At 39.3% G+C, this 24,824-nt stretch carries 24 protein-coding genes; 20 read left to right on the forward strand and 4 right to left on the reverse strand.

The window, feature by feature from the left end; genetic code table 11:
- Positions 1–4: 4 nt before the first annotated feature.
- Together LKW28_RS08615 and LKW28_RS08620 are read left to right on the forward strand one after the other, a co-directional pair.
- Entirely contained in the window at positions 5–931 is a 927-nt protein-coding gene (locus LKW28_RS08615) for an ABC transporter ATP-binding protein (RefSeq protein ID WP_229139942.1), read from the forward strand.
- Complete coding sequence (locus LKW28_RS08620; protein ID WP_229139943.1) at positions 921–1,535, forward strand: ABC transporter ATP-binding protein; 615 nt, start codon at positions 921–923, stop codon at positions 1,533–1,535. The genes LKW28_RS08615 and LKW28_RS08620 overlap by 11 nt, the downstream gene beginning before the upstream one ends.
- A gap of 775 nt (positions 1,536–2,310) precedes the next feature.
- On the opposite strand, the gene LKW28_RS08625 is transcribed toward LKW28_RS08620, so the two are convergent.
- Positions 2,311–3,174: a dimethylarginine dimethylaminohydrolase family protein gene (locus LKW28_RS08625; RefSeq protein ID WP_229139944.1), complete on the reverse strand. Its 864-nt coding sequence runs from the start codon at positions 3,172–3,174 to the stop codon at positions 2,311–2,313.
- A gap of 162 nt (positions 3,175–3,336) precedes the next feature.
- Between LKW28_RS08625 and LKW28_RS08630 the strand changes: the two genes are divergently transcribed.
- The 7 genes from LKW28_RS08630 (at position 3,337) to LKW28_RS08660 (ending at position 8,009) form a co-directional block, all read left to right on the forward strand.
- The gene (locus LKW28_RS08630) at positions 3,337–3,624 is read left to right on the forward strand and encodes a hypothetical protein (protein WP_229139945.1); all 288 of its coding nucleotides are present in this window, start codon (positions 3,337–3,339) and stop codon (positions 3,622–3,624) included.
- Positions 3,625–3,852: 228 nt separating this feature from the next.
- Positions 3,853–5,388 carry a carboxypeptidase M32 gene (locus tag LKW28_RS08635; protein ID WP_229139946.1) on the forward strand — a complete coding sequence of 512 codons (1,536 nt, stop codon included), beginning with the start codon at positions 3,853–3,855 and terminating at the stop codon, positions 5,386–5,388.
- A 118-nt stretch (positions 5,389–5,506) separates the two neighbouring features.
- Positions 5,507–5,887: a hypothetical protein gene (locus tag LKW28_RS08640; protein ID WP_229139947.1), complete on the forward strand. Its 381-nt coding sequence runs from the start codon at positions 5,507–5,509 to the stop codon at positions 5,885–5,887.
- On the forward strand, positions 5,874–6,401 hold the full coding sequence (locus tag LKW28_RS08645) for an RNA polymerase sigma factor (RefSeq protein WP_229139948.1): 528 nt from the start codon (positions 5,874–5,876) through the stop codon (positions 6,399–6,401). Before LKW28_RS08640 ends, LKW28_RS08645 begins: the two co-directional genes overlap by 14 nt.
- Positions 6,398–6,628 (forward strand): hypothetical protein, encoded by a 231-nt coding sequence (locus LKW28_RS08650; protein ID WP_229139949.1) that lies wholly within the window; start codon positions 6,398–6,400, stop codon positions 6,626–6,628. Before LKW28_RS08645 ends, LKW28_RS08650 begins: the two co-directional genes overlap by 4 nt.
- A 206-nt stretch (positions 6,629–6,834) precedes the next feature.
- Complete coding sequence (locus LKW28_RS08655) at positions 6,835–7,368, forward strand: NADPH-dependent FMN reductase (protein WP_229139950.1); 534 nt, start codon at positions 6,835–6,837, stop codon at positions 7,366–7,368.
- Between the two features lie 335 nt (positions 7,369–7,703).
- Positions 7,704–8,009, forward strand: a complete 306-nt coding sequence (locus LKW28_RS08660; RefSeq protein ID WP_229139951.1) for a hypothetical protein — start codon at positions 7,704–7,706, stop codon at positions 8,007–8,009.
- Between the two features lie 104 nt (positions 8,010–8,113).
- Here the strand turns inward: LKW28_RS08660 and LKW28_RS08665 are convergent, their stop codons facing one another.
- Positions 8,114–8,488 (reverse strand): SLAP domain-containing protein, encoded by a 375-nt coding sequence (locus LKW28_RS08665; RefSeq protein ID WP_229139952.1) that lies wholly within the window; start codon positions 8,486–8,488, stop codon positions 8,114–8,116.
- Positions 8,489–8,861: 373 nt separating this feature from the next.
- On the opposite strand from LKW28_RS08665, the gene LKW28_RS08670 reads away from it, so the two are divergent.
- The 8 genes from LKW28_RS08670 (at position 8,862) to LKW28_RS08705 (ending at position 18,454) form a co-directional block, all read left to right on the forward strand.
- Positions 8,862–9,677 (forward strand): ZIP family metal transporter, encoded by an 816-nt coding sequence (locus LKW28_RS08670; RefSeq protein ID WP_229139953.1) that lies wholly within the window; start codon positions 8,862–8,864, stop codon positions 9,675–9,677.
- Positions 9,678–10,071: 394 nt separating this feature from the next.
- A complete protein-coding gene (locus LKW28_RS08675) occupies positions 10,072–11,616 on the forward strand; it encodes a spore germination protein (protein WP_229139954.1) in 1,545 nt (514 codons plus the stop codon).
- Complete coding sequence (locus LKW28_RS08680) at positions 11,613–12,713, forward strand: GerAB/ArcD/ProY family transporter (protein ID WP_229139955.1); 1,101 nt, start codon at positions 11,613–11,615, stop codon at positions 12,711–12,713. Before LKW28_RS08675 ends, LKW28_RS08680 begins: the two co-directional genes overlap by 4 nt.
- Positions 12,710–13,831, forward strand: coding sequence for a Ger(x)C family spore germination protein (locus LKW28_RS08685; protein ID WP_229139956.1), 1,122 nt, complete (start codon positions 12,710–12,712; stop codon positions 13,829–13,831). The genes LKW28_RS08680 and LKW28_RS08685 overlap by 4 nt, the downstream gene beginning before the upstream one ends.
- 153 nt (positions 13,832–13,984) lie before the next feature.
- Positions 13,985–14,677 (forward strand): response regulator transcription factor, encoded by a 693-nt coding sequence (locus LKW28_RS08690; protein ID WP_229139957.1) that lies wholly within the window; start codon positions 13,985–13,987, stop codon positions 14,675–14,677.
- On the forward strand, positions 14,678–15,679 hold the full coding sequence (locus tag LKW28_RS08695) for a sensor histidine kinase (protein ID WP_229139958.1): 1,002 nt from the start codon (positions 14,678–14,680) through the stop codon (positions 15,677–15,679).
- Between the two features lie 91 nt (positions 15,680–15,770).
- On the forward strand, positions 15,771–16,526 hold the full coding sequence (locus tag LKW28_RS08700) for an ABC transporter ATP-binding protein (RefSeq protein ID WP_229139959.1): 756 nt from the start codon (positions 15,771–15,773) through the stop codon (positions 16,524–16,526).
- Positions 16,523–18,454, forward strand: a complete 1,932-nt coding sequence (locus LKW28_RS08705; RefSeq protein WP_229139960.1) for an ABC transporter permease — start codon at positions 16,523–16,525, stop codon at positions 18,452–18,454. Before LKW28_RS08700 ends, LKW28_RS08705 begins: the two co-directional genes overlap by 4 nt.
- A 1,060-nt stretch (positions 18,455–19,514) precedes the next feature.
- Here the strand turns inward: LKW28_RS08705 and LKW28_RS08710 are convergent.
- Positions 19,515–20,279 (reverse strand): YibE/F family protein, encoded by a 765-nt coding sequence (locus LKW28_RS08710; protein WP_229139961.1) that lies wholly within the window; start codon positions 20,277–20,279, stop codon positions 19,515–19,517.
- Complete coding sequence (locus LKW28_RS08715) at positions 20,276–21,391, reverse strand: YibE/F family protein (RefSeq protein WP_229139962.1); 1,116 nt, start codon at positions 21,389–21,391, stop codon at positions 20,276–20,278. Before LKW28_RS08715 ends, LKW28_RS08710 begins: the two co-directional genes overlap by 4 nt.
- A 335-nt stretch (positions 21,392–21,726) precedes the next feature.
- Between LKW28_RS08715 and LKW28_RS08720 the strand changes: the two genes are divergently transcribed.
- From LKW28_RS08720 to LKW28_RS08730, 3 genes are all read left to right on the forward strand, one after another.
- A complete protein-coding gene (locus LKW28_RS08720; RefSeq protein WP_229139963.1) occupies positions 21,727–22,971 on the forward strand; it encodes an ABC transporter substrate-binding protein in 1,245 nt (414 codons plus the stop codon).
- Between the two features lie 90 nt (positions 22,972–23,061).
- Positions 23,062–23,988, forward strand: coding sequence for a carbohydrate ABC transporter permease (locus LKW28_RS08725; RefSeq protein WP_229139964.1), 927 nt, complete (start codon positions 23,062–23,064; stop codon positions 23,986–23,988).
- The gene (locus tag LKW28_RS08730; RefSeq protein WP_229139965.1) at positions 23,985–24,806 is read left to right on the forward strand and encodes a carbohydrate ABC transporter permease; all 822 of its coding nucleotides are present in this window, start codon (positions 23,985–23,987) and stop codon (positions 24,804–24,806) included. Before LKW28_RS08725 ends, LKW28_RS08730 begins: the two co-directional genes overlap by 4 nt.
- Positions 24,807–24,824: the final 18 nt, after the last annotated feature.

Below are 24,824 nucleotides of genomic sequence, written 5' to 3' on the forward strand. Positions count from 1 at the left end.
TGAAATGCCTATCCTTGAAGTAGAGAATTTATCAGTTTCGTTTAAGCAATATAATGCTGGATTTAAACAGATTCATAATCAAGTGATTTCTAGCTTAAATATTACATTAGAAGCAGGCGAAATCCTTGCTGTTGTTGGAGCAAGCGGATCAGGAAAAAGTCTGCTCGCTCATGCCATTCTTGGTATCCTTCCGAGCAATGCAAGTACGAGTGGAACGATTAAATATAAGGGTGAGATTCTAACCCCTGCTCGGCAAGAGGCGTTGAGAGGAACGGAAATCGCAATTGTTCCTCAATCGGTAAGTTTTCTCGATCCGCTTATGCGGGTCGGAAAACAAGTGCGCACATCTGTCAAAGGAAGTGAGGATCCGACCACCATTCAGCGTAAAGTATTTGAACGCTATCGCTTATGTGAAGAAGATGAAACGCTATATCCGTTTCAACTTTCCGGGGGTATGGCGCGAAGGGTTCTTCTCTCGACTGCAATGGTGAGCGGAGCAAAACTGATTATTGCAGATGAGCCGACCCCAGGCCTTGATCCCATTGTTATGAAAGAAGCTTTACAAAATATCCGTGAGTTTGCCGATAACGGCAGAGCGGTCATGTTCATTACGCATGATATCGAATCAGCTCTTCAAATTGCGGATAAAATTGCTGTATTTTATGCCGGATCTACCGTAGAAATTGCTCCCGTAAAAAATTTTAAGAACCAGGGCGAGGCGCTAAGACATCCTTATACGAAAGCCTTATGGAGAGCTCTGCCTCAAAATGAATTTATTCCGATACCAGGATCACAGCCTCAATCGAGTGAATTGCCAACGGGCTGTTTATTTGCTCCTCGTTGTCCAATAGCTACCACTGAATGTCATGAAAAGCATCCAGAAGCAAGAGAACTAAGGGATGGAATGGTGAGGTGTATCCATGCAAATTGAGGCAAAAGGGATTGGATTTCGGTATGAAAATGGACCATGGCTATTTCAAGATGTTAATCTCACTTTAAATCCAGGTGAAATCATTGGGATAACTGGACCAAGCGGACGTGGGAAAACAACATTTTGTCGTCTATTAGCAGGGTTTGAACAGCCTGCTGAGGGAACTATCACGTTTGATGGGAAACCGTTACGAAAAAAAGGCTATCATCCTGTTCAATTAATCTTTCAGCATCCAGAAAAAGCAGTGAATCCTCGTTGGAAGATGCGGAAAACTCTTCATGAAGGATGGAGCCCCGACCAAGAGTTACTCGATTTATTTGGAATTAAGAGGGAATGGCTTGAGCGCTGGCCAAATGAGTTATCTGGAGGCGAGTTGCAGCGATTCTGCGTTGCGCGTGCATTGGGACCAAACACACGCTTTCTCATTGCAGATGAAATGACAACGATGTTGGATGCAATCACACAAGCTCAGATATGGCATGCAGTACTTCAAATTGCCGAAAAAAGAAACATGGGGATAGTCGTTGTCAGTCATGAAGCTAAGTTGATGCAAAGAATTTGTCACCGAGTGATTCAATTCGGTCATTTAAATGCTTCATACTAAAAATTGGACTTTTTGCCATTACAATTAACTCTTTAACCGACAAAAAAACTTTAAAAAATGTTTATTCGATAAATTCGCTGGATTAAACTAAGAAAAATAAAAATAGAGAAGCCAAAACTTAACGGGTTCCGTTTCCTGTCGAAAAACCCGAAAATGTAGCCCATTTTGTACTGCTTCTTGTATCTGTTTTTGCAATTAAAAATAAAATGGCTCAGTTCACTGAGCCATTTTTGATTGGAAAAGAGGTTAGGGGGCAGCTTACGACCGGATTTTAAAAAATAGAGGGAGAAATTCCTCTTAATTTGTAAATAAGCTAAAAAATAGCGTAAATAAGAGGAGAAATTTCCCCTATTGACTCAAGTAACGTAAAAATTGGGGATTTTTCTTTGCATAAGCGGAAAATTTCCCCCTATAAACCCCGAAAAGAGCTCTATTCTGCATTTAACGGAAATATCTCCGCTTATTTTAAATATCACTGGGTATTCAATTAAGGATAGGATTTCTTATGTTTCTAAGCACTTTTGTAAGATAAAATGTATGCCAAATTGTAGGGGTACAACAGCCATTGTACCCCTACAATTTGGGGGTCATTTTCCTATACAAATTTTTATGTAATTTCGGCACAAATGGCTTTACTCCAATAAAAAATGAGCATCAATTTCATATGCAGCAAATTGGCACTCATTTTAACATACATTTTTAATGTTTGTGATAGTTAACGGAACCCGTTAGCTAAAACTTCTCTATTTTTATCTGTAAATGAATTCCTAAGAAATTACATTTTTCTTTCAATCGGCAGTGTACAGCAGCGGAAGGAACCTCCGGATTTTATAATTTCTGTAATATCAACCTCGATAATTTCAAAGCCACGCTTTTCAAGTTCTTCATTTACCTTTTTATTTACAGGCAAACTAATGATTTTTTTATCGCCAATAGATAATACATTGGTACCAAGTGTAAACGCCTCTTCATCAGTAACCTCAATCAAATCATATTTAGATTTAAGTAATTCAATATTCTCAGGTTTTAATGCAGGAGGATAAATTAATGCAAGGTCCGGCGAAACAATATTAAATACACAATCCAAATGCAAATATTTCTTTTCAAAATCGATGGTAATAATTTCGAATTGCTTATTTAATAGTTTTTTTAAGTGATCAATCGCTTCTTGGTTCGTTCGAGAGCTCAATCCAATATAGACCCGGTCTCGATCGATAATCACATCTCCACCTTCAATTTGATGACCAATGATATTATAGTAGGAGATTTCTTCATCCTCGAGCCAGACTTTTAGCACATTTTCTTCGCCACCTCGAATTTCACTAGCCATATCAGCAACAAATACCGTTTCCCCAAGGGTAAATCCGATGTCCCTCGTAAAGACTTGTTCAGGATATTTTTTATGATAAGGCAGTAAAATGACTTCAATTTTGTGATCACGCAATATCTTTACAAAATGGTCATGCTGTTCAAGAGCCTTCTCGATATTAATTCCCTCATCTTTATAATGTTTTTGTGTTTCATTAAGGATATCTCGGATGGTCATATATTGAGGTTGGCAAAGGATTACTTTTTTTAACACATCGTATTCACTATAACAGCTAATTTTATAAGGTTCATTTGTTTGCTCGATTGCCACTGGGAATCCTCCTTTGCTAATAAACATATTATCTGCTGGAATCGGAAGGAATATGTTTGTAAGACAAGAAAAGCCCTCCTCCAAACAGCTCATTTTTCATGACACCCCCTCTTATATGGACACATACACTAAAGTGCAGCCTATTTGAGGAGGGGAGAAAATTTGGAAAGACAACTATTTGGAATTTACGGGGGTTCGCCAGGTCTGACGATACAGCCTTTTCCAGTCGGTTATAACCCGGGACCCGGGTATCATCATGGTCATGGCACATATAATCCAGGCCACGGCTATCACCACGGACATGGCGGTTATTATCCAGGCCACGGCTATCACCACGGACATGGTGGCTATTATCCAGGTCATGGCTATCACCATGGTCATGGCACATATAATCCAGGCCATGGCTACCATCACGGTCATAGCGGATACTATCCAGGTCATGGAAGATGACCCCAAAATAAGCAGGATGAAGAAAAACGAGGGAGCGAATCCCTCGTTTTTTGTTTTTCTCTCATAGTTTTCCATGTATGACTTGAACTCATGAAGAGAGCTAATTGGCTCTCTTTTTTCAATGTCTAGCTCCAGGCGCCTAGCGCTTTTTTAAATAGTATTGTTAATTTTCTAAATTTATTTATAATTAATTATGCAGGATGTATATTCAGGTTAGGGGGAAAAAGTATGTCAATTACACAAGGATTAACCATTGAAGTTCAAGAGAAGGTCAATCAATTTAAAGAATTAGATCAAAAAATCACTCATCTCAATAGTGTGTTAGCTCTTGCGGATTGGGATCAAAAAGTCATGGCACCAAAAAAAGGGCGCTCTTTGTTTGCAAATTCCATTGGAACATTATCAACCGAAATCTTTAAATTATCGATTTCTAAAGAAATGGGTGAGCTGCTTGAAGCATTAATTGCTGAAGATGTGTATCCCCAATTAGATGATGTAACGAAAGCAACTGTACGAGAACGGAATAACTTTTACCAGCAATCCAAAAGCATTCCATCAGAACTGTACAATGAATATATCGTGTTAACCTCGAATGCGAACGATGCGTGGGAAGAAGCAAGGGAAACGAATAATTTTGAGGTTTATCTGCCATATCTTGAACGAATTGTGGAGATTAAAAAGAAATTTACCGAGTATTACGGATATGAAGGACATCCATATAATGCCTTATTAAATGAATATGAGCCAGGATTGACCGTCAAAAAGCTGGATCCGCTTTTTGCCGAATTGCGAAAAAGCAGTATCGATTTATTAAACAGAATCAATCAGTCCTCTTCTAAACCAAATGGTGAGGTTTTTGAAAAGCTTTATGATGCGGATATTCAGAAAGAGTTTAATAAATTCCTTCTCCCGCGCATTGGATTTGATATGAATGCTGGCCGACTTGATGAGACTGTACATCCATTTGCGCAATCGATTAATACGGGTGATGTGAGGATTACAACTCGCTATCTTGAAGATAATGTTCGTTCTGCCATCTTTGGAACCATTCATGAAGCGGGACACGGAATCTATGAGCAGAATATTAACCCTGAATTAGAAGGAACCTCCATCTGCTCTGGAACATCCTTTGGAATTCATGAATCACAATCAAGGTTTTTAGAAAATATGGTTGGGCGCAGTGAGGAGTTTTGGAAGCTGTTCTACCATGACCTGCAAAATCATTTCCCTGACCAATTAGGTGGTCTGGATGTTAATGATTTTTACCGTGCGGTCAATATTGTGGAACCTTCTTTCATTCGTGTGGAGGCAGATGAATTAACTTACAATCTGCACATCATGCTCCGTTATGAAATTGAGAAAGGTCTGATCAGTGGCGATATTGCAGTGAAGGACCTTCCAAAAGTATGGAATGAAAAGATGAACGAATATCTAGGCATTGTTCCTCCTACTGACACATTAGGCGTACTGCAAGACGTGCATTGGTCATTTGGCGGCTTAGGCTACTTCCCATCTTACTCACTAGGAAACCTATATGCTGCACAAATTTTGAATACGATTAAAAAGGAACTCCCTGACTTCTACGGTCATATTGAAAGAGGAGAATTCAATGTCATTCAGGATTGGCTAAAAGAAAAAATACACCAGCACGGTGCGATTTATACTCCGGATGAACTCATTAAGAAGGTCACTGGTGAAAGCTTAAACGCTACATATCTAGTGAATTATTTAGAAGAAAAGTATACAAAGGTTTATCAACTTTAATAAATTAGTAGGCGATTCTTCTTTGGAGAAGGTCGCCTTTTTTCCATATTAAAATAAAAATGAACCTTTCCCTCACTTCATTAGTATAAGGAGTAAGAACATAAAAAGGGGAGAGTTGATGATGACGTCGATTACAGGAATGATTGTGAGCTCCATTGTTGTAGCAATTCTTGGATCTGTTTTTGCGGTGGTGATTGGTTCGATGAATAAGAAAGTAGTCCGTGATAAAAAGGGGGATATTGATTTTACGAAAACAAACATCTATTTTTATTGGTCAAGATGGGATACGATTATAACAATAGCGGCTGTATATACCTTTTTATGTATCACGGGGCTTTTGGTTTTCCTTTTACGAGGAGACACCATCAATAGTCCAATTATCCAATTTTTCATCCATCAAACCTTTGTCTTCAGCTTGATTACATTTATTTGGTTTATTTCAAAGCTTGCCTATGTCTATAAAGGAATTAAAGCGCGGTGGTCAGATGAGTTACAGTAATGTTGAAAAGGCACTTCTGCAACTTCAACAAGGGGATAAAGAAGCGTTGGAAGTTATATACAATGTCTACAAAGCCCCTCTCTATCAGTTTATTTTTCGATATACGAATAACGAACAGCTAAGCATCGACCTTGTTCAGGACACCTTTGAGAAACTGTATCGCAAGTTTCATCAGTTCGATCCGGAAAAGGGAAAGTTCAAAACCTATCTCTTCCAGATTGCCTATAACACAATGATGACAAGGCTGAGGCGACAGAACTTTTTTCGTACTTTACTGCCAATTTTGGCGGATCGACAAACACATCAAGAAAACGCCGATGAAAAAATAACCGTTCAAACCGCAATAGGGTTGCTACCAGAAGATTTACGCGCGATTGTGTTGCTAACCTACTACCACGATCTTACACAAAAAGAAATCTCCGCAATCCTGCACATTCCAGTCGGAACGGTCAAATCCAAGCTGCATCGTGCTTTGAAAAAACTAAGACAAGAATTAGAGGTGAATGAGGATTGAATGAAGATCAATTTGAAAAAGAATTAAAAGAAAAGCTCGATCAATTCACCGTAGAAGTCCCAGACTTCCCAATGAAAAAATCAAGGGTAGGTCGCATGGCAAACTGGTTTTTTAATCCGGTGTCCATTCCGTTTCCAGAGATCGGCTATAAAAAGGCCGCGTTTCTATCGATTGCATGGCTGCCGGTATTTGTGGTGCCATTAACATTCGTGCTTTTTTTGTTGTAAAAAAGGGTAGAGGCCGTTCCGAAGTTGGCATATACCCGGCTGGTAATTAGACGGAAAAACTTCGCTTACTTTAGTTGGTTACTCGATTAAGGACAGGGAAGTGAATTTTAACGGGAATCTTTTAAATTGACTGATTCATGCGGGATAAATCAACAAATTGGAGTAAACGCTATAATTTGGATAACAAATTATAGGAGGTTTGTACGATGAAAGTTGTTGGTATTTCAGGTTCACTGATTGGTGCAAAAGTATCAAAAGCTGTTTATGAAGTGTTAGCTGCGATTAAATCACAGGATTTCTCTGTTCAAATCGAATTACTGGATTTAAAGGATTTCGAGCTGGAATTTGTGAATGGAAGCCCATTAAGCTATTACAATGACGATACAATTAAAGTGGTCAATAAAATATTGGAGGCAGACATGCTTGTCTTTGGATCACCGATATACCAGGCGTCCATTTCAGGGGCTCTTAAAAATTTGTTGGACTTTTTTCCGGTCGATTCCTTTAAAAATAAAGTAACCGGGATCATTACAACCGGTGGTACGGAAAAACACTTCCTAGTTTCAGAATTTCATCTAAAGCCGATTCTTTCATATTTAAAAGGGACGGTTCCGGTTCATCAAGTATTTATTCATAATGACAATTTTGATGATGACAATGAAATTACGAACAAAGGACTACTAAAACGAATCCATACCTTGGCTGAGGAAATGATTTCTCTGCAAAAAAGTATGAGGTAGTAAGGTGTGGTACGGTATGGGGAAAAATCAAAACGAAGGCATTACAGCAACAGGGTAATGCCTTTTCATAATTGGCTAATGCAGCAGGTGATTTACTTTGAAATCCTATCTCCATATTTACCATTTGATAAAATCTCCTCCGCAGATAATAGTGTCCAGTCTCTGACCGGGGTGGTGGTCCTTTTATTCTTGTTTGTAAAATAGATTAATATAATCGTAACTGCAAAGGTAAGGTTTAAAAAATCCCTTTCGATTCATGGAGTTATTTGTTATAATTAGTGTAATATTACACCGCGATAATCAATAACCTAGTGGTTGCTATGGGGGAGTCGACATTGAATAAAGGTCATATTTTTTTATGGATTTTAATGATTTTTGCTACGGCATTAGGCATATATGGCCAATCTTTTGCTTATTTTTTAGAAAACATAACAAATACCGGTAATGTTGTGTATTACCTGACTGCCATTACTGTTATTAGTATCCTCTTATACTTAGTGACCCCATTATTAGCATATTTAATGATCAAACTAGAAAAAATGGACTATCAATTTATGCTATTATACATATTTATTTTTGGAATTATTGGGGTATTTGTATCCCTATGGTCAGTATTTGTCTGTGTCATGTGGTGGGGCTAATTTTTTCTAAGTATAATTTCCCGTTCAAACCATTGATCCCAAAGCCGACTAATCGTTTCGTGTGCCCCGTAAAATGAAGTGAGAGAAGTGGATTCTAAAAGAGTCTACTTCTCTTTTTTTAGTCGTAGCGTGGCGGAATCTGGGACCTCAAAACCAGCCGGAAAAATAAACGTCCAAGGCATACTCGTTTCTGGTGGTATATATAAAGTGGGTAGTGTGAACTTTTGGTTAGCTAACAGGTTATCACCACTCCAAACTTCTATTAATGTATTTTCAAAAATGAGATTTTGCGTTGTTTTATTATGGATGATTGCAGTAACCAATTGTTCGTTTTTGTGGTTTGTAGCAATCCAAATAGTTGTGAACGTAACCCCAGCATCTAGATCCGCAACAGTCTCATAAAAAATATGTTCAATTTTTTCTCGGTCCTTCGGGGAAATTGTCCGATCCCACGCATCTTCAAATACTAGTATTTGCATGTGCTCACCTCTTATAGAGTTATTATATAGGATAATAAATTGGTTTGTCCGATATCTTCGGTGATTTGTCCGATATCCCATCACCAATGTCCGATAAAATTCCTGCAATGTCCGATATCTCACCGCGAATGTCCGATAAAATCAAATAATTGTCCGATATCCCCAAAACGATATATGATACTCTGCCTTCCGGGTGGACCGGAAGGCTTTTAATATGCTTTTTCCGTTAAAATCCCATTTCGGGTCGATAAATTCAGATTTCGAACCGATAAATCAAAAACTTATACCCAAATCTATCATCCCCGACCCATAAACACCCGCAAATTTGGTTATGCTAACTGTAATTTAGTTGGAATCAAAGGAGTTCTTGGATATGATAGCATTTTTTGAGCAATTTCATCCGGTGATGCAGGCGTTTCTGGCGACTTTGTTCACGTGGGGGATGACGGCACTGGGGGCAACCCTTGTCTTTGCAACAAAGACCATCAATCAGCGTCTTTTAGATAGTATGTTGGGATTTGCGGGGGGCGTGATGATTGCTGCCAGCTATTGGTCGCTTCTTGGGCCAGCGATTGAGATATCAAGCAACCACCCAATCGGCGCGTGGTTTCCCGCAGCATTCGGATTTTTGTTGGGCGGCGTTTTTTTATGGGGAATTGATAAGATTTTGCCTCATCTCCATCCGAATGCACCAATCAACGATGCGGAAGGACTTCATTCGCAAGGTCAAAAAAGAAGTACACTTCTCGTATTGGCGATAACGCTTCATAATATTCCAGAGGGATTGGCGGTTGGAATCGCATTTGGTGCCCTTGCAAATGGTGGAACTGAAAGCTCTTTAGCGGGTGCGTTGACATTGGCACTTGGAATTGGCATTCAAAACTTTCCCGAAGGAATAGCAGTTTCGATGCCATTACGAGGTGACGGCATGTCACGGAGAAAAAGCTTCTTTTACGGACAATTTTCAGGAATGGTTGAACCCATCGCTGCCGTTGTTGGCGCATTTGCCGTCTCTTTTATTGAGCCATTGCTGCCATATGCGCTGAGTTTTGCGGCTGGTGCGATGATCTTCGTTGTCGCAGAAGAGGTGATTCCAAGTTCGCAGGAAAAAGGAAATAAGGATCTCGCCTCGATGAGTTTGATGATTGGATTTGTTGTGATGATGATACTTGATGTGGCGTTGGGATAGTCATGAATTCCACCTCAAAACTTTGACAGGTCCTATGGACCTCGGATAGCATACTAAAACCGGGAAAAACTGCCCGGTTCTTTTTGGGTTAGGCTCTTTTCTAAAAGATTGTTGTTATTACCACAGGCGTGATTTCCGCTTCTGGCACTCGCTTTCCGCGGGCGATCCGTAAGCCTCCTCGCTTCGCTGTGGGGTCTCGCTTGGCTCGCTTTTCCCGCAGGAGTCTCGTACCATACGCTCCAATCACTAAAAATATCAACATTATTATGCATTTTACAAACAATAGAATTATCTTCTAAAAGCAACAAAGTTTACGAAAACAGCCTTGGTTTAAAATGCATGATTTTCCATAAAATGAAGCAAACTAAATCATCTTATTGTAGGTGGGTTTTGGATGTCATTTTTTAAAAAATATAAAAAGGAAATAATCGAGGAACAATCACAGCCCCAGGAAAATTTTGAACCCGAAGAGGAACTGATTCGTTCAGAATTAGATGAAAATCTCGCCAAGATCCAAAGCATTTTCACGAATACGCCTGATTTAGTTGTGACAAACCTTGTGATAAAACAAACAAACACGAACAGTGCGCTCGTCTATTTAAATGGGCTAACTGATAGTACAAAAATCAATGAGGATATCTTAAAACCTTTGTTATTTCAGTCTAATGCAGATACCCAGGATTCCATGCCAAAAGTAACAATCGGTCAGATTAAGGAAGCAAACACTTGGTCACAAATTACAGACGGAATTTTACAGGGGCAAAGTGTGTTAATTGTAGAAGGGTCCCAAGTGGCATTCCTTTTTGATACCGGAAAATGGCCGGAGCGTTCACTTGAGGATACACCGATTGAGTCTGCCATTTATGCAGAGCATATTGGATTCACTGAATTAGGAAGCACAAACATTGCACTCATACGGAAGCATATAAAAAATCAAAATTTAAAAATAAAAGAATATTCCGTTGGTGAAAGAGGGAAATCAAAGGTCTCTCTTTTATACCTCGACGACGTTGCGAATCCGGATTTACTTAAGGTCCTTGAAACCCGAATTAACAAGATTAAGGTTGATAGGATTTTAAATTGCGGGGTTTTAGAAGACTACATAGAAGATAATCCTTATTCCCCATTGCCGCAAATACTTATAACGGAGCGTAGCGATTTGGCCGCCTCGGAAATATTTGAAGGAAGAATCGTGATCGTGGTTGATGGGTCTCCTAATGTTTTAGTGGCTCCTGCAACGTTTTTTTCCTTTTTTAAAAGCATGGATGATTATACGTCACGATGGTTTGTTGCCTCCTTTTTGCGACTGCTAAGGTATGCAGGTTTTTTTATGGCGATTTTTCTTCCAGCAACCTATATTGCGGTTATTGCCTTTCACTTTGAAGTAATCCCATTAAAATTGCTGATGTCAATTGGGGTTTCAAGAGAGCGAGTTCCATTTCCGCCGTTCATCGAAGCGTTAATTATGGAAATCGCCTTAGAGATGCTGCGTGAGGCCGGAATTCGGCTCCCTGCAAAAATTGGACAAACTGTTGGAATCGTCGGTGGTATTGTCATTGGGCAGGCAGCAGTGCAGGCCGGTATCGTCAGCAATATTATGGTCATTGTTGTCGCCTTAACAGCAGTTGCCTCTTTTATCATCCCAAATTATCAAATGGGGGCCTCTATCCGGCTAATTCGATTTCCGATGATGATCACTGCCTCTTTATTTGGATTTGTGGGGTTGAGTGTTGGTTTCATGACATTAGTCGCACATCTTATCGAATTAAAATCACTTGGTATCTCCTATGCAAGTCCGATCTCGCCATTACGTATCCAAGACTGGAAAGATTTATTTATCCGATTCCCGCATTGGTCCATTTTCAGACGTCCGCTTAGTTCAATGCCCATTCAATTAAAAAGGGCCGGTACAAGCCGTCCAAAGGGTGACAAAAAATGATACAAGCCAAAGGAAAAGAAATTTCATTCGTACAATTCATTTTATTAATTCATGGTGTTCAAATGGGAGTTGGTGTACTTACCTTACCACGGGATTTAGCGGAAAAGGCGGGGACAGATGGGTGGATTTCGCTTATTATTGGGTGGTTCATTTCAGTAACAAGCAGTTTGATTATCATTCAAATTATGAAAAGACATCCAAATGGAACAATCCTAGATTTATTGACATTTTATTTTGGTAAATGGATAGGAAAAATAGGCGGCTTCATATTTGTTTTGTATTTTAGTATTCTGGCTTTTGTCACGTTTACGAGGGAGGCTGTGTTTATTCAAGCCTGGATTTTACCTCGAACGAAATTATACATGCTCATTTTATTGTTAGCAATCCCAACGTATTTACTTGCTCGAAATAATGTTCAAATCTTGGGAAGATATTCAGTCGTTGTCTTTTTTATGACGCTTTGGACGATTATCTTATATTTAATTCCTTTAAAGGATGCACGATGGCTATATCTCCTTCCTATTTTAAAGGAGGGATGGTATCCAGTCATTTCTGCTGTGAAAACAACCATTTTTACCTTTGTTGGCTTTGAAATAGCCTTTTTCTTATATCCGTTTTTACAAAATAAAAAATCGGCATCAATTGGAGTGATCATTGCGAATACGATTTCGATGTTTGCCTTTTTGATTATTACGATTGTGTCCTTTGCCTTTTTTAGTCCAGATGAAATTACACAATATAATGAACCCACCATTACCATCTTGAAGGTGATTGAATTTAGTTTTATTGAACGATTAGAGGTTGTCTTGTTCGCATTTTATTTGTTTGTGATGTCTTCAACAGTCGTCCCGCTTATTTTCATGTCCGTAGTTAGTACAAGCTGGCTATTGGGTAAAGAGGATCATACGAAACCATTATGTTGGTTCCTTGTATTCATGGTTATTTATGTTTTTTGCTTTCCTCCTTCGTTAAATATCGATGTGGAGTGGCAAAAGGGTGTACAGTATTTAGGTTTGATTTTTGCATATGCTATCCCAATTGGTTTATGGGCATTTGTCCTGATTCACGGCCTTTTTAAAAGGAGGGCTACATCATGAAACACGGGTTCCGCCTTTTTTTGATCGTTCCACTTTTAGTGCTGCTCACAAGCTGCGGGTACCAGGTTCCTTTAGAGGATTCGACGATTGTCTTTATCCTGGGGATTGATCTTGATGAAGATAATAATCTCATTTTTTACGAGTCCCATCCTGTTTTTAATAAGGACGCAAAATCGAAAACAGAGACATTTCAGGTAAAAGCGGAAACGATACGCGATTCCAGGAAGTATTTTGATGCGGAAACGGCTGGTGAGGTTTCCGGAGCAAAAATCCAGATCCTGCTACTGGGAAAACGTGTTGTTGAACACGAAGACTGGTTTCCAATCTTAGATACAATGTATCGGAACAGTAACTTTTCGATTAATACAAGAGTTGTCGTTGTGGACGGTGACGTTAAAGAAGTCATCAACTATGAACCCGAAAGCCATGCACAGCTTGTCCAGTACATGAAGAATGTCATTGATAAAAATTATAAAAGAACAAGGACGGAAAAAGGGACCCTCCAACAGCTCCATTCCTCGTTTTATGAGAAAGGAAAGACACCGGCTATATCCCTTGTTAAAAAGGAAGAAAAGCTTAAAGTTACGGGTACGGTGCTGCTTAATGATCGCGGAAAATATGTGGATTCTCTTGATTTACCTGAATCAACATTATTGCTTTTTATAAAGCATCCAAAAAAGCATCCCATCAGTTTCACGTCCATCACAATTCCCGTCGAGGAAAAGGGAGGAATCTTTCACAAGAATGATCTAAGTTTAGTTATAAATGATGTGAAGACCAAAATTAAGACAACCTATGACGTGGATAGGTTTAAATTCGATCTAAATATCAATATGTCAGTCACCATCCTCGAAAATTTATTGACTGCAGAAATGAAAACCGACGAAAAGAAACTCCAGAAAAAAATCGAAGAACGGTTGAAATCGCAGTATGAAAATTTATTTAAAGAAATTCAAAGTCATCATGTTGATCCGATTGGATTAGGAGTATACGCCCGGGCTTATCAATACGATCATTATAAAAAAGTAGAAGATAACTGGGGAGAAGCATTTTCAAAAGCAGATATTGATGTATCTGTTGAAGTAAAAATTACTGGCATGGGTGCCATCAACAAATAATGCAGGTAATCGGACTAAATTCACTGACAGGCTTTTATGGGATTTTATGGTATGATTTATACAGAGGGATAACCTGAAATACGAGGAAGCACCCTCCATAAAATAGTGGGACGCGGAACCCGTCCACATGACCCAGAAAGAAATGGTGGTAGTGTGTTTAAGATATTGTTGATTGAAGATGATGTGACATTGTTTGACGAGATTCGGGACCGGTTGTCGCAGTGGTCATATGAAGTGTATGGCATTCAGGATTTTAGCAATGTGATGAAAGAGTTTACGAGTATTCAGCCAGATTTGGTGATTATTGATATTCAATTGCCGAAGTTTGATGGCTTTCATTGGTGCCGGATGATCCGTACGCATTCGAAGGTCCCGATTATTTTTCTATCATCAAGGGACCATCCGACAGATATGGTGATGTCGATGCAGCTTGGAGCTGATGATTTTGTTCAAAAGCCGTTTCATTTTGATGTCCTGATTGCGAAGATTCAGGCTGTCCTTAGACGAGTCTACAACTACGCCCTTGAGCAGCAAATTCATCTAAAAATTTGGAACGGAGCTTCTGTTGACTATGTGAATAATACCGTTCAACATAAGGCAGGAACGATTGAGCTAACGAAAAATGAAATGTTTATTTTAAAAATATTACTTGAGCATTGCAACCAAATCGTGAGTCGTGAGGAATTAATTAAAAGTTTATGGGATGACGAGCGTTTTGTCAGTGACAACACACTGACAGTGAATGTTAACCGCTTAAGAAAAAGACTTGAGGAAATCGGGATTGGCCGGTATATCGAAACGAAAGTGGGACAAGGGTATATGGCACGGGAAGAGGATGGCGCTTAAATGAAGAAATTTCTCGTCGAAAGGCGAAGCTGGATTCTATTTTTCTGTTTCCTTCAGGTGTTAATCCTATTGGTTGGATATCTTGATCCATCCCTGTCATTTCTCTCGATGCTCTATATTGTTTTTGTCTTTTTCGTTATTTTTATCTTATTTCTTATCATTCGCTATAATCGAGAGATTGGTTTTTATAAAAATATCGAGGAATGGGATCCGACTGTCGGGGTTGACGGTCTCCAAGAAGGGAAGACCCCATTTGAAAAATTAGTAGAATCCTCGCTCAAACAGCAGCATCATTTTTATTTAAAAGAAATTAGCCATCGCGCAACCAGTATTGAACAGGAGAAGGATGAGTTATTATCCTGGATTCATGAAGTCAAGACCCCACTTACAACGATGAAATTAATGATTGAAAGAACCGAGGATCAGAAGTTAAAAAAACAACTCATGTCCGAATGGCTTCGGGTTCATCTTCTTCTCGACCAGCAATTGCATCAGCGCCGAATTCCTTTTATGGAAAATGACCTTTTTATTGAAAAGGTTGATTTGGAAAAACTACTTATTCCAGAAATACGCACCTTACAATCATGGTGCTTTCAAAAAGGAATCGGTTTTGATTTCTCGTTAGAGGTTTCAGGGGTGTACTCCGATGGAAAGTGGCTTCAATTTATTTTACGACAGCTTTTAACTAATGCCGTGAAATACAGTGAAAAGGCCGACATCGAGATCCGAAGCTATCGAAAAAATGACGCGGTCGTTCTAGAAATCCAGGATTACGGACGAGGCATCAAGGAGAAGGACCTGCCACGCATTTTTGAAAAAGGCTTCACGTCGACAAGTGATCATCGAGATCATGCTGCGACCGGCATGGGTCTTTACCTCGCGAAAAATGCAGCTAAGCCATTAAAGATCCGAATGGATGTCCATTCTTCATATGGAGAGGGAACGACATTTATTTTAACCTTTCCTAAAAAGAATGAGTTCCTCAAACTAACAAGCATGTGACAAAAGTGTCACATGCTTTCCTGTTTTGTTCGCTGATTCGAAGGATAAGGCACCGAAACCTGTTTATGATAGAGGTAAGGAGTTGATACGAATGAATATTTTAGAGGCTGCTAAAATTGTAAAAACATACGGAAACAAGTGGAATCGCCAAGAGGTTTTAAAAGGAATTGATATAGATGTAAAAAAGGGTGAATTTGTCGGAATCATGGGTCCGTCAGGCTCTGGTAAAACGACTTTGCTGAATGTTCTTTCATCGATTGACCGAGTAAGCTCGGGTTCTATCAAAGTCGAAGGCAAGGAATTCACGAGTATGAAGGATAAGGAACTAGCTGAGTTCCGAAAACGCCACCTCGGGTTTATTTTTCAAGAATACCATCTGCTCGATACTTTAACGGTAAAAGAAAACATTATGTTACCATTGACCGTTAACAAGATTTCCCCAAATGCTGCACAAATCATGTTTGAGGACGTAGCGAAGGAATTAGGAATATTTGAGGTCAAGGATAAATATCCAAATGAAATTTCAGGTGGTCAGAAACAGCGTACTTCAGCTGCGCGTGCTTTCGTTCATGAGCCAAGCATTATTTTTGCGGATGAACCAACGGGTGCACTTGATTCAAAATCCGCTTCAGATTTACTGAATAAATTAAGTGATTTAAATGAAAAACGGGAAGCGACGATTGTAATGGTCACCCATGATCCGCAAGCAGCAAGCTATTGCAGCCGTGTCATTTTTATCAAAGATGGGCAAATCTTCACGAAATTGAACCGTGGCGATGAGAGCAGACAGGCCTTCTTTAACGATATCATTAAGACGCAGGCTGTGTTAGGCGGGGTGAGAGCATGAGCTTTAAAAGCCTCATCTTTCGAAATCTGCTAAAGAACATTAAAAACTATTATTTATATGTGTTTGCACTAATTTTTAGTGTGTCATTGTATTTTGCTTTTGTGACGCTGCAGTTTGACCCAGCGATGGATGCAGCGGAGGGCTCGATTAAAGGAGCAGCCGCGATGAAAGCTGCGTCGGTCATGCTAATCGCAATCGTCATGGTTTTCCTTGTCTATGCCAACACCTTATTTATTAAGCGTCGCGGTAAGGAAATTGGGCTGTTCCAGTTGGTTGGAATCTCAAAAGGAAAAACGTTTTGGATTTTAAGTGTCGAAAACATGATTCTTTATTTCGGCTCGATGATCATAGGGATTTTTCTTGGCTTTGTTTCTTCAAAACTTGTCATGATGATTCTTATGAAAATCATTGGAATTGAAGAGGTTGCGAAGCTCCGATTTTCAATAGAAGCACTTGTCCAAACGGTGATTGTGTTTGCGGCCATTTATATTGTGATCATGGCATTGAATGCATTGTTTATTAAAAGACAGCAAATTTTATCATTGTTCCATACAACTTCAACATCTGAAGAGCGAAGAAGGAAAGTCTCTGCGCTCGAAGTCATCATGGGGATACTTGGCCTTGGGCTGATTATCTTTGGCTATTATTTATCAACCAAATTATTTGATGGCGACTTTACAATGATGGAGCAAATGTTTATGGTCATGCTGGTGATCCTAGCATCCGTGATTATTGGAACGTATTTCTTTTACAAGGGCTCGATCCGGTTTATTTTTAATTTGATTCGTAAAAAGGATAACGGATATCTGTCGGTTAATAAAGTGTTGTCTTTATCCTCAATTATGTTCCGGATGAGATCGAATTCGGTGTTGCTAACCGTAATCACAGCCGTGTCCGCATTGGCACTTGGACTGTTATCGCTCACCTACATTTCGTATTATTCTGCTGAAAAAGGGGCAGGGGAGACGGTGGTGAATGATTTTTCGATTCCGAATGTAGAGCATGCAAAACAATTTACGGATTTGTTAGATGCAAAGAAAATCGGCTATTCCAGAACTGAGATTGAATTGATGAGTGTAAATACAGATTTAGCGAATGTCTTAACGGTTGAGGAGGAGGAGTTAACTAAAACTCCAATGACAGTCGTGTCAGACCGTTTTGTCAAAGATATTGATGTACCTGAAAATGAATCTGTGTTCGTGAATAGCAACTCAGCCATGCAAGCATTTTTTACCTTTAAACCAGGCCCAATTACAATGTCAGGTAAGACCAAAATGTTCGAGTTAAATTTTATTAAATATGAAGATAAACGCTTGCTGCCATTGCGGCTAACCGGCGGAGGGTTTCCAGTTGCCATTGTCGATGATGCAGTGTATCAACAATTAGCGGCAGATATTGACCCGGAAGTGTTTAATGAGTTTTCCGTTTATGTCGGAATTGATATTGATAAAAGGTCAGAGCTAAAAGAAGCCAATCAAATTTTCAATGAACTCGATTTAGGACAATACGCAGGATATGAGTCACAGTTAGATGTATTTACAGCGCAAAAAATGAATATGGGCTTCATGATGTTTATCGTTGGCTTTCTCGGGTTAACCTTCTTAATTACATCCGGTTGCATCCTTTATTTCAAGCAAATGGATGAAGGTGAAGAGGAAAAAGGAAGCTACACCATTTTACGTAAATTAGGGTTCACAAAAACAGATTTATTAAATGGCATCAAGGCGAAGCAATTGTTTAACTTTGGCATCCCGTTAATCGTCGGCTTATGCCACAGCTACTTTGCGGTAAAATCAGGCTGGTTCTTCTTTGGAACCGAGCTATGGACGCCAATGATCATCGTTATGGTGTTCTATACATTGCTCTATTCCATCTTCGGAATTCTATCCGTGATGTACTATAAAAAGTTGATAAAAGAGGCGTTGTAATGTGGGGCCGATTTCCTTGATGTTGAAGGGAATCGGCTTTTTGGTGTTTCTTGGGGGGGTTAGATACTATGGGTACTGCTGTGTAAGCATGAAGACCAATTCGATCGAGAATTCGGTGTGGAAAGACCTTCATAAGCCCGATGAAGACCCTTTCGAGCGAAGATTACGTCCGGAACATCCTTCATAAGCCCGATGAAGACCATTCCGAGCGAAGATTACGTCCGGAACATCCTTCATAAGCCCGATGAAGACCGTTCCGAGTGAGAATCTGGCCCAAAGAGTCCTTCATAAGCCGGATGAAGACCATTCCGAGTGAGAATCCCGACCATAAAGTCCTTCATAAGCCCGATGAAGACCCTTTCGAGCGAGAGTCCGGCCCGAAAGTCGTTCATAAGCCCGATGAAGACCCTTTCGAGAGAGAATCCCGACCATAAAGTCCTTCATAAGCCCGATGAAGACCCTTTCGAGCGAGAGTCCGGCCCGAAAGTCGTTCATAAGCCCGATGAAGGCCCTTTCGAGCGAAGATTACGTCTGGAACGTCCTTCATAAGCCCGATGAAGACCCTTTCGAGCGAGAATCCCGACCATAACATCCTTCATAAGCCCGATGAAGACCCTTTCGAGCGAGAATCCCGACCATAAAGTCCTTCATAAGCCCGATGAAGACCATTCCGAGCGAGAATTCCGACCATAAAGTCCTTCATAAGCCCGATGAAGACCCTTTCGAGCGAGAATCCCGACCATAAAGTCCTTCATAAGCCCGATGAAGACCATTCCGAGCGAGAATTCCGACCATAAAGTCCTTCATAAGCCCGATGAAGACCCTTTCGAGCGAGAGTCCGACCCGAAAGTCCTTCATAAGCCAATGAAGATTATTCCGAGTAACGGCCCCGCACATTCACGCAGAATTATGAAAGCTGAATATCAGACTAGGCCGCCGATATATCGGGAAATCGGTAGCTTTTCGAATGAATTTTCGGAAACTGATGATTGACAAGGTCGTGTTGAAAAACTAGCATAGACAGAGGTCCATCATCCAACTTAGGGACAATGGGCCACTTCTATGAACTCCTACCTTTTTTAACGAAACTATAGGCTGTAATCCACGCAGTAATGGGAATGACAAGAGTAACACTAATTCCCGCGATTAGAATGGTGATCATTTCAGCACTAAAAATCTTCGAGTTTACGATTCCCCCCATTGTATAGGATAAATCCTTGAACCAAATGAATAAGGCAAGATACCCTCCGAAAAAGGCGAAAAATAAAGTGTTTGCGCTTGTTCCAAGGATATCCCTTCCAATACTTAATCCAGAAGAAAATAACTCCTTCCGAGTAAGTGTTGGATTATGGTAATGGATTTCTCGCATAGGCGATGAGATTGCAATTGCTGCATCCGTAATAGCGCCAATCGTACTCATAATGATGACCGAAGCCCCAATTTTTACAAAGTCTATCCCGATATAAAGCGAAAACATACCTAGTTCCTCGACTTCTTCCTCGCCAAACCCTTGTATCATCGCTTTTTGAGTCAGGACAATCATAAATACGAGTAAAATGACCGTGGTAATAATCGTAGAAATGAAGGCTGTCTTTGTTTTACTGTTTAGTTCATTTATATAAAATAAATTAATCGCACTAATTGCAACACATGCAAGCAAGGTCAAATAAATGGGATTCAGATTCGGGTCATTCATAAAAATGATCGTTACAATCAGCACGCCAAAGTTAAAGAATAAGGCTAAAAAGGAGCGTACTCCTTTTTTTCCGCCAATTAAGGTCATTAAGATAAATAAAATCGCGGCAAGTACAACTAATGTATTCATGATCTCGTCCTCTTTCTGTTAACAAAAAATAAGGTCGTGTATAGACCAATTGGAATCGTTAATGCAATCCCAATGCCTCCTGCTAGCGCGCGAGCCAACTCAAGGGAAAGATTCATGTCGAGTGTAAATCCAAGTGGCGATGCATTTTTAAAATATAGAATCAACAATGGAATAGAGCCACTTATGTAAGCAAAAAACAAAATATTGGTCATGGTTCCCATGATATCCCTGCCGACTTCCATCCCTGACTTAACAAGTGCTTTAACCGGGATACTGTTATTTTTTTCATACAATCCAAAGATGGTAGATGACATTGTAATCGCAACATCCATCACAGCCCCCAAGGAACCTATGAATAACCCGGCCATATATACTGTTTTATACGGGCGCGTAATGAATTGCAGTTCTTCATATCGAAGTCCTTTTCCCGCCGTTACCGTGATAACCAGATAAGCAACTGCCAAGGAAGCAAAAGTTCCAATCAGGGTTGCAATAATGGCGGAATATGTTTTTTCATTAAAACCGTTAACAAGTAACAAGGATATAACCGTAAACAGAACAATCCCGATACTGCAAATCAGCAATAAACTGCGGTCTGGTTTGTCCAAATAAAGATCCAATGCATACGATAAAATGACAGCGTTGATGATCAAACTGAATATGGAGAATAACCCTTGCTTTTTCCCAACTAAAAGTAAGATGAAAATAAACACCCAAGCGACAATCATGACGTATTTATCGCGTTTGACCTCGATGATTGTTCCGGTTAAATCGACATCATTATGGCTATTCGCATTAATGGTAACAAAGACTTCATTCCCTACTTTAAATTCAAAATCATATGCTTTCGATGCCGAGTATTCATTGACTAAATGAATCTGATTCCCTTTTTCCTCACCGTTTTTTATTTCCGCAATGATCTGTTGAGTGAACTGAGAATCCTTGTTCTGAAATCCATCTGCTAATTCTATCTTGTCCGTAAGTTTAACCTCAATGACTTTTGCTATCGGGCGATCGTAAAATGAATAATTGTTATAGACAAATGCAATGGATGCCAGAAAAGCAAGCACAACAAGCAAAAAGCCCACCTTATATTTAAGACGTACCTTCAAAAAAAGACCTCCAATTGGGACATTGAACAGATTGTCCTTGATTTGTGCTTCATCATAAGTATATAACAAAAATGATTTCCACAAAATGGTGGGACAAGGAACCTGTACCTGTGACCTGATTTTACTAAATTAAACCGTTTAATAATTCCTTTTTACCACTATAAAACACATTATTTATCTTTTTGCTAATCTCTTGTAAAACTTGTTAATCCTAGCCATTACAATAACTAATCCAAATTTAACGAAAATACATTTTAGTAAAAATAAAATAATAACGTTTACATTTAGTAAAATACAGAATATAATGAAGGTGTCATATAAAAAGGAGGCATACTATGAAGCTAGTAAAATTGAAATCTATATTCTTATTATTTGTTGCGGCCATGTTGCTTTTGGCAGGGTGTAGCTCAACAGCCGGTGATGAAGGCAAGAGTGATACTTCCAAAGATGGGAAAGTAAAACTTCGCTTCGCAACCTGGGATGTTGGAGATGATGTTGATTTACAGCAGGACATGATTGATAAGTTTAATGAATCTCACGAAAATATTGAGGTTGTTTTGGAAGCTTACGGAAGTGAATATGATACAAAAATTACAGCTGGTATGGGCGCAAAGGATGCTCCAGACATTATGTATATGTGGAACTATCCACAATACAAGGATGCATTAGAGCCACTTGATTCCTACCTTGATAAAGAAGGCGCAGAGTACAAAGATAATTTCTATGAAACTCTTTGGAATTATAACTCTGCAGATGGACAAATTCTAGGATTACCAGTTGGGTACACAACTCATGTTGTTTACTACAACAAGGCATTATTTGATGAAGCTGGTGTTGAATATCCGCAATCAGGCTGGACTTGGGAAGACCTTCAAGAAACAGCTAAGAAACTAACAAACAAAGATACGAAAGTATCTGGATTTGCATTTTCAGGAAAGCCTGATCCATATGATTTTGAAATGTTCCTATGGGGTAACAACGCAGCTTATGTGGATGATAAAGGCAGCTTAAAAGGAAACCTAGATTCAAAAGAATCAGTTGAAGTGTTTGATATGTTCCAAAACATGGTGAAGGATGGCTTGGCCATCACAACTGAGGGTTCTGGGGCAACAGAAATGAAATCAGGTAAGGTTGCCATGTTTGTGTACGGGGCATGGGGGTTAACACCTTTGAAAGAAGCTGGAATTGACTACGGTGTAGTCGAATTACCGAAGTTTAAAGATGGAAAAAGTGTAAGTATCTTAAGTTCTTCAGGTGTTTCAATCTCTAAAAACTCAAAACATAAAGAGGAAGCATTTGAATTTATCAAATTCTGGACAAACGAAGAAGCAAATAAAGAAAGAATTGGTTTCGAACTACCAGTCTTAAAATCTGTTGTTGAAAGCGAACAGCTTGAGCAGGATGAAGTTAAGAGTGTGTTCTATTCTATGCTTGAAAAGAGTGATGGTTATACTCCTTCATCCTTCATTGTAGAAGACTGGAGCCAAGTATCTGACAATCTAAACTATGTGTTCGAATCTATTTTTAACCCGAGCACATTAATGGATCCAAAAGAAGCATTAAAGAGTGCTGCTGAGTAAATCTATCATTTATCAATATGGTAAGGCACTTTTTAAATAAAGTGCTTTACCCTATTTTCATATTCTGATTTAAGGGGTCATCTTATGATAATGAAATCGAAGAAAGCGAATAGCTATCAGTTAGTAAGTAGGAAAGTGCCCTATTTATTTATCTCACCATGGATTATCGGATTTTTGGTGTTCACCCTAGGGCCACTGGCTTTCTCGTTGGTGATGAGCTTTTTTAATTGGCCGATTACAAGTGCGCCAACCTTTGTGGGAATTGAAAACTATAAAACAATGTTCACAGACGACCCACAATTCTATAAATCTTTAATCATAACGTTTAAATTTGCCGCGATTTTTGTACCGTTGAACCTAGTTATCGCACTAGTCCTAGCGCTCCTCATTACTCAACCATTAAAAGGGCTTAAAATTTTCCGTACCATTTTCTATTTACCTGCGGTTGTTTCCGGAGTTGCGATTTCAATTATTTGGGGCTGGATTTTCAACTCTGAATATGGAATTTTAAACTACTTATTATCATTAATTGGCATTGAAGGACCAAGATGGCTTATTGATCCAAAGTGGGCAATCCTTACAATTGTAATTGCAAGTGCCTGGGGTGTTGGAACGATGATGCTAATCTTTTATACAGATATAAAAGGAATCCCGCCAGAATTATACGAAGCAGCAGCGATTGATGGAGCTGGACCGTTTCGTCAGTTTTTTAGCATTACCATTCCAAGTATCACACCAACAATTCTATTCAACGTGATAACATCGGTAATCGGAGCCTTACAGCAGCTAGCATTAGTTTTACTTTTAACCGGTGGGGGGCCGCTAAAATCAACCTATTTTTATGGACTCTACGTGTATAACAACGCGTTTAAGCACCATCAATTAGGATATGCAAGTGCAAACGCATGGTTTATGTTCATCGTCATCTTGCTCTTAACGATGGTAATCTTTAAATCATCATCCACATGGGTATTTTACGAAAATGAAGTGAAAAAAGAAGGGAAGAAGAAAAAATGAAGATGCCAAAGAAATATAAAATCATAATGTACAGCCTTCTTGGATTATTTTCACTTTACTTCTTACTTCCTTTTGTGTGGGTAATCCTGTCAGCTTTAAAAACAGAGACTGAAGTGTTTAGCTTCCCACCCAAGATTTTCCCGGATGTACCACAGTGGGGGAACTTTATTGATGCATGGAACAGCCAACCATTTGGAACCTACTTTAAAAACTCAGTCCTTGTAACGGTGATGACAACTCTAGGTCAGCTGATCTCCTGTTCCTTAGTTGCATATGGATTTGCAAGATATGATTTCAAATATAGAAATGGTCTCTTCGTCTTGTTGCTTGCAACGATGATGATTCCCTGGGACGTAACGATGATTCCTTTATATATGGAGTTCAATATGTTCGGATGGATTAACACATTAAAGCCATTGATTGTCCCAGCGTTTTTTGGCTCGGCGTACTATATCTTTTTATTAAGACAGTTCCTAATGAATATACCGAAGGATCTTGAAAATGCAGCGAGAATTGATGGTGCGAATGAATTCCAGATTTTCTTTAAAATATTCCTGCCAATTATGAAGGCACCACTTATCCTAATCGCGGTATTAAATATTTTATCCGTTTGGAACGACTACCTAGGTCCATTAATTTACCTTCAGGACCAATCAAAATATACATTGGCACTGGGACTAGCAGCGTTTAAAGGAGTCCATGATCTTCAAATCTTACCGATTATGTCAATCACTTTAGTGATGATCATTCCACCAGTTCTTGTGTTCCTAGTTGCGCAAAAGTATATTGTCGAAGGAATCAGTGGTTCGATTAAGTAAGAAACTTAATGCTTCTGA

The organism is Bacillus sp. REN16 (genome assembly GCF_020731355.1).
Lineage (GTDB): Bacteria > Bacillota > Bacilli > Bacillales > Bacillaceae_L > Ferdinandcohnia.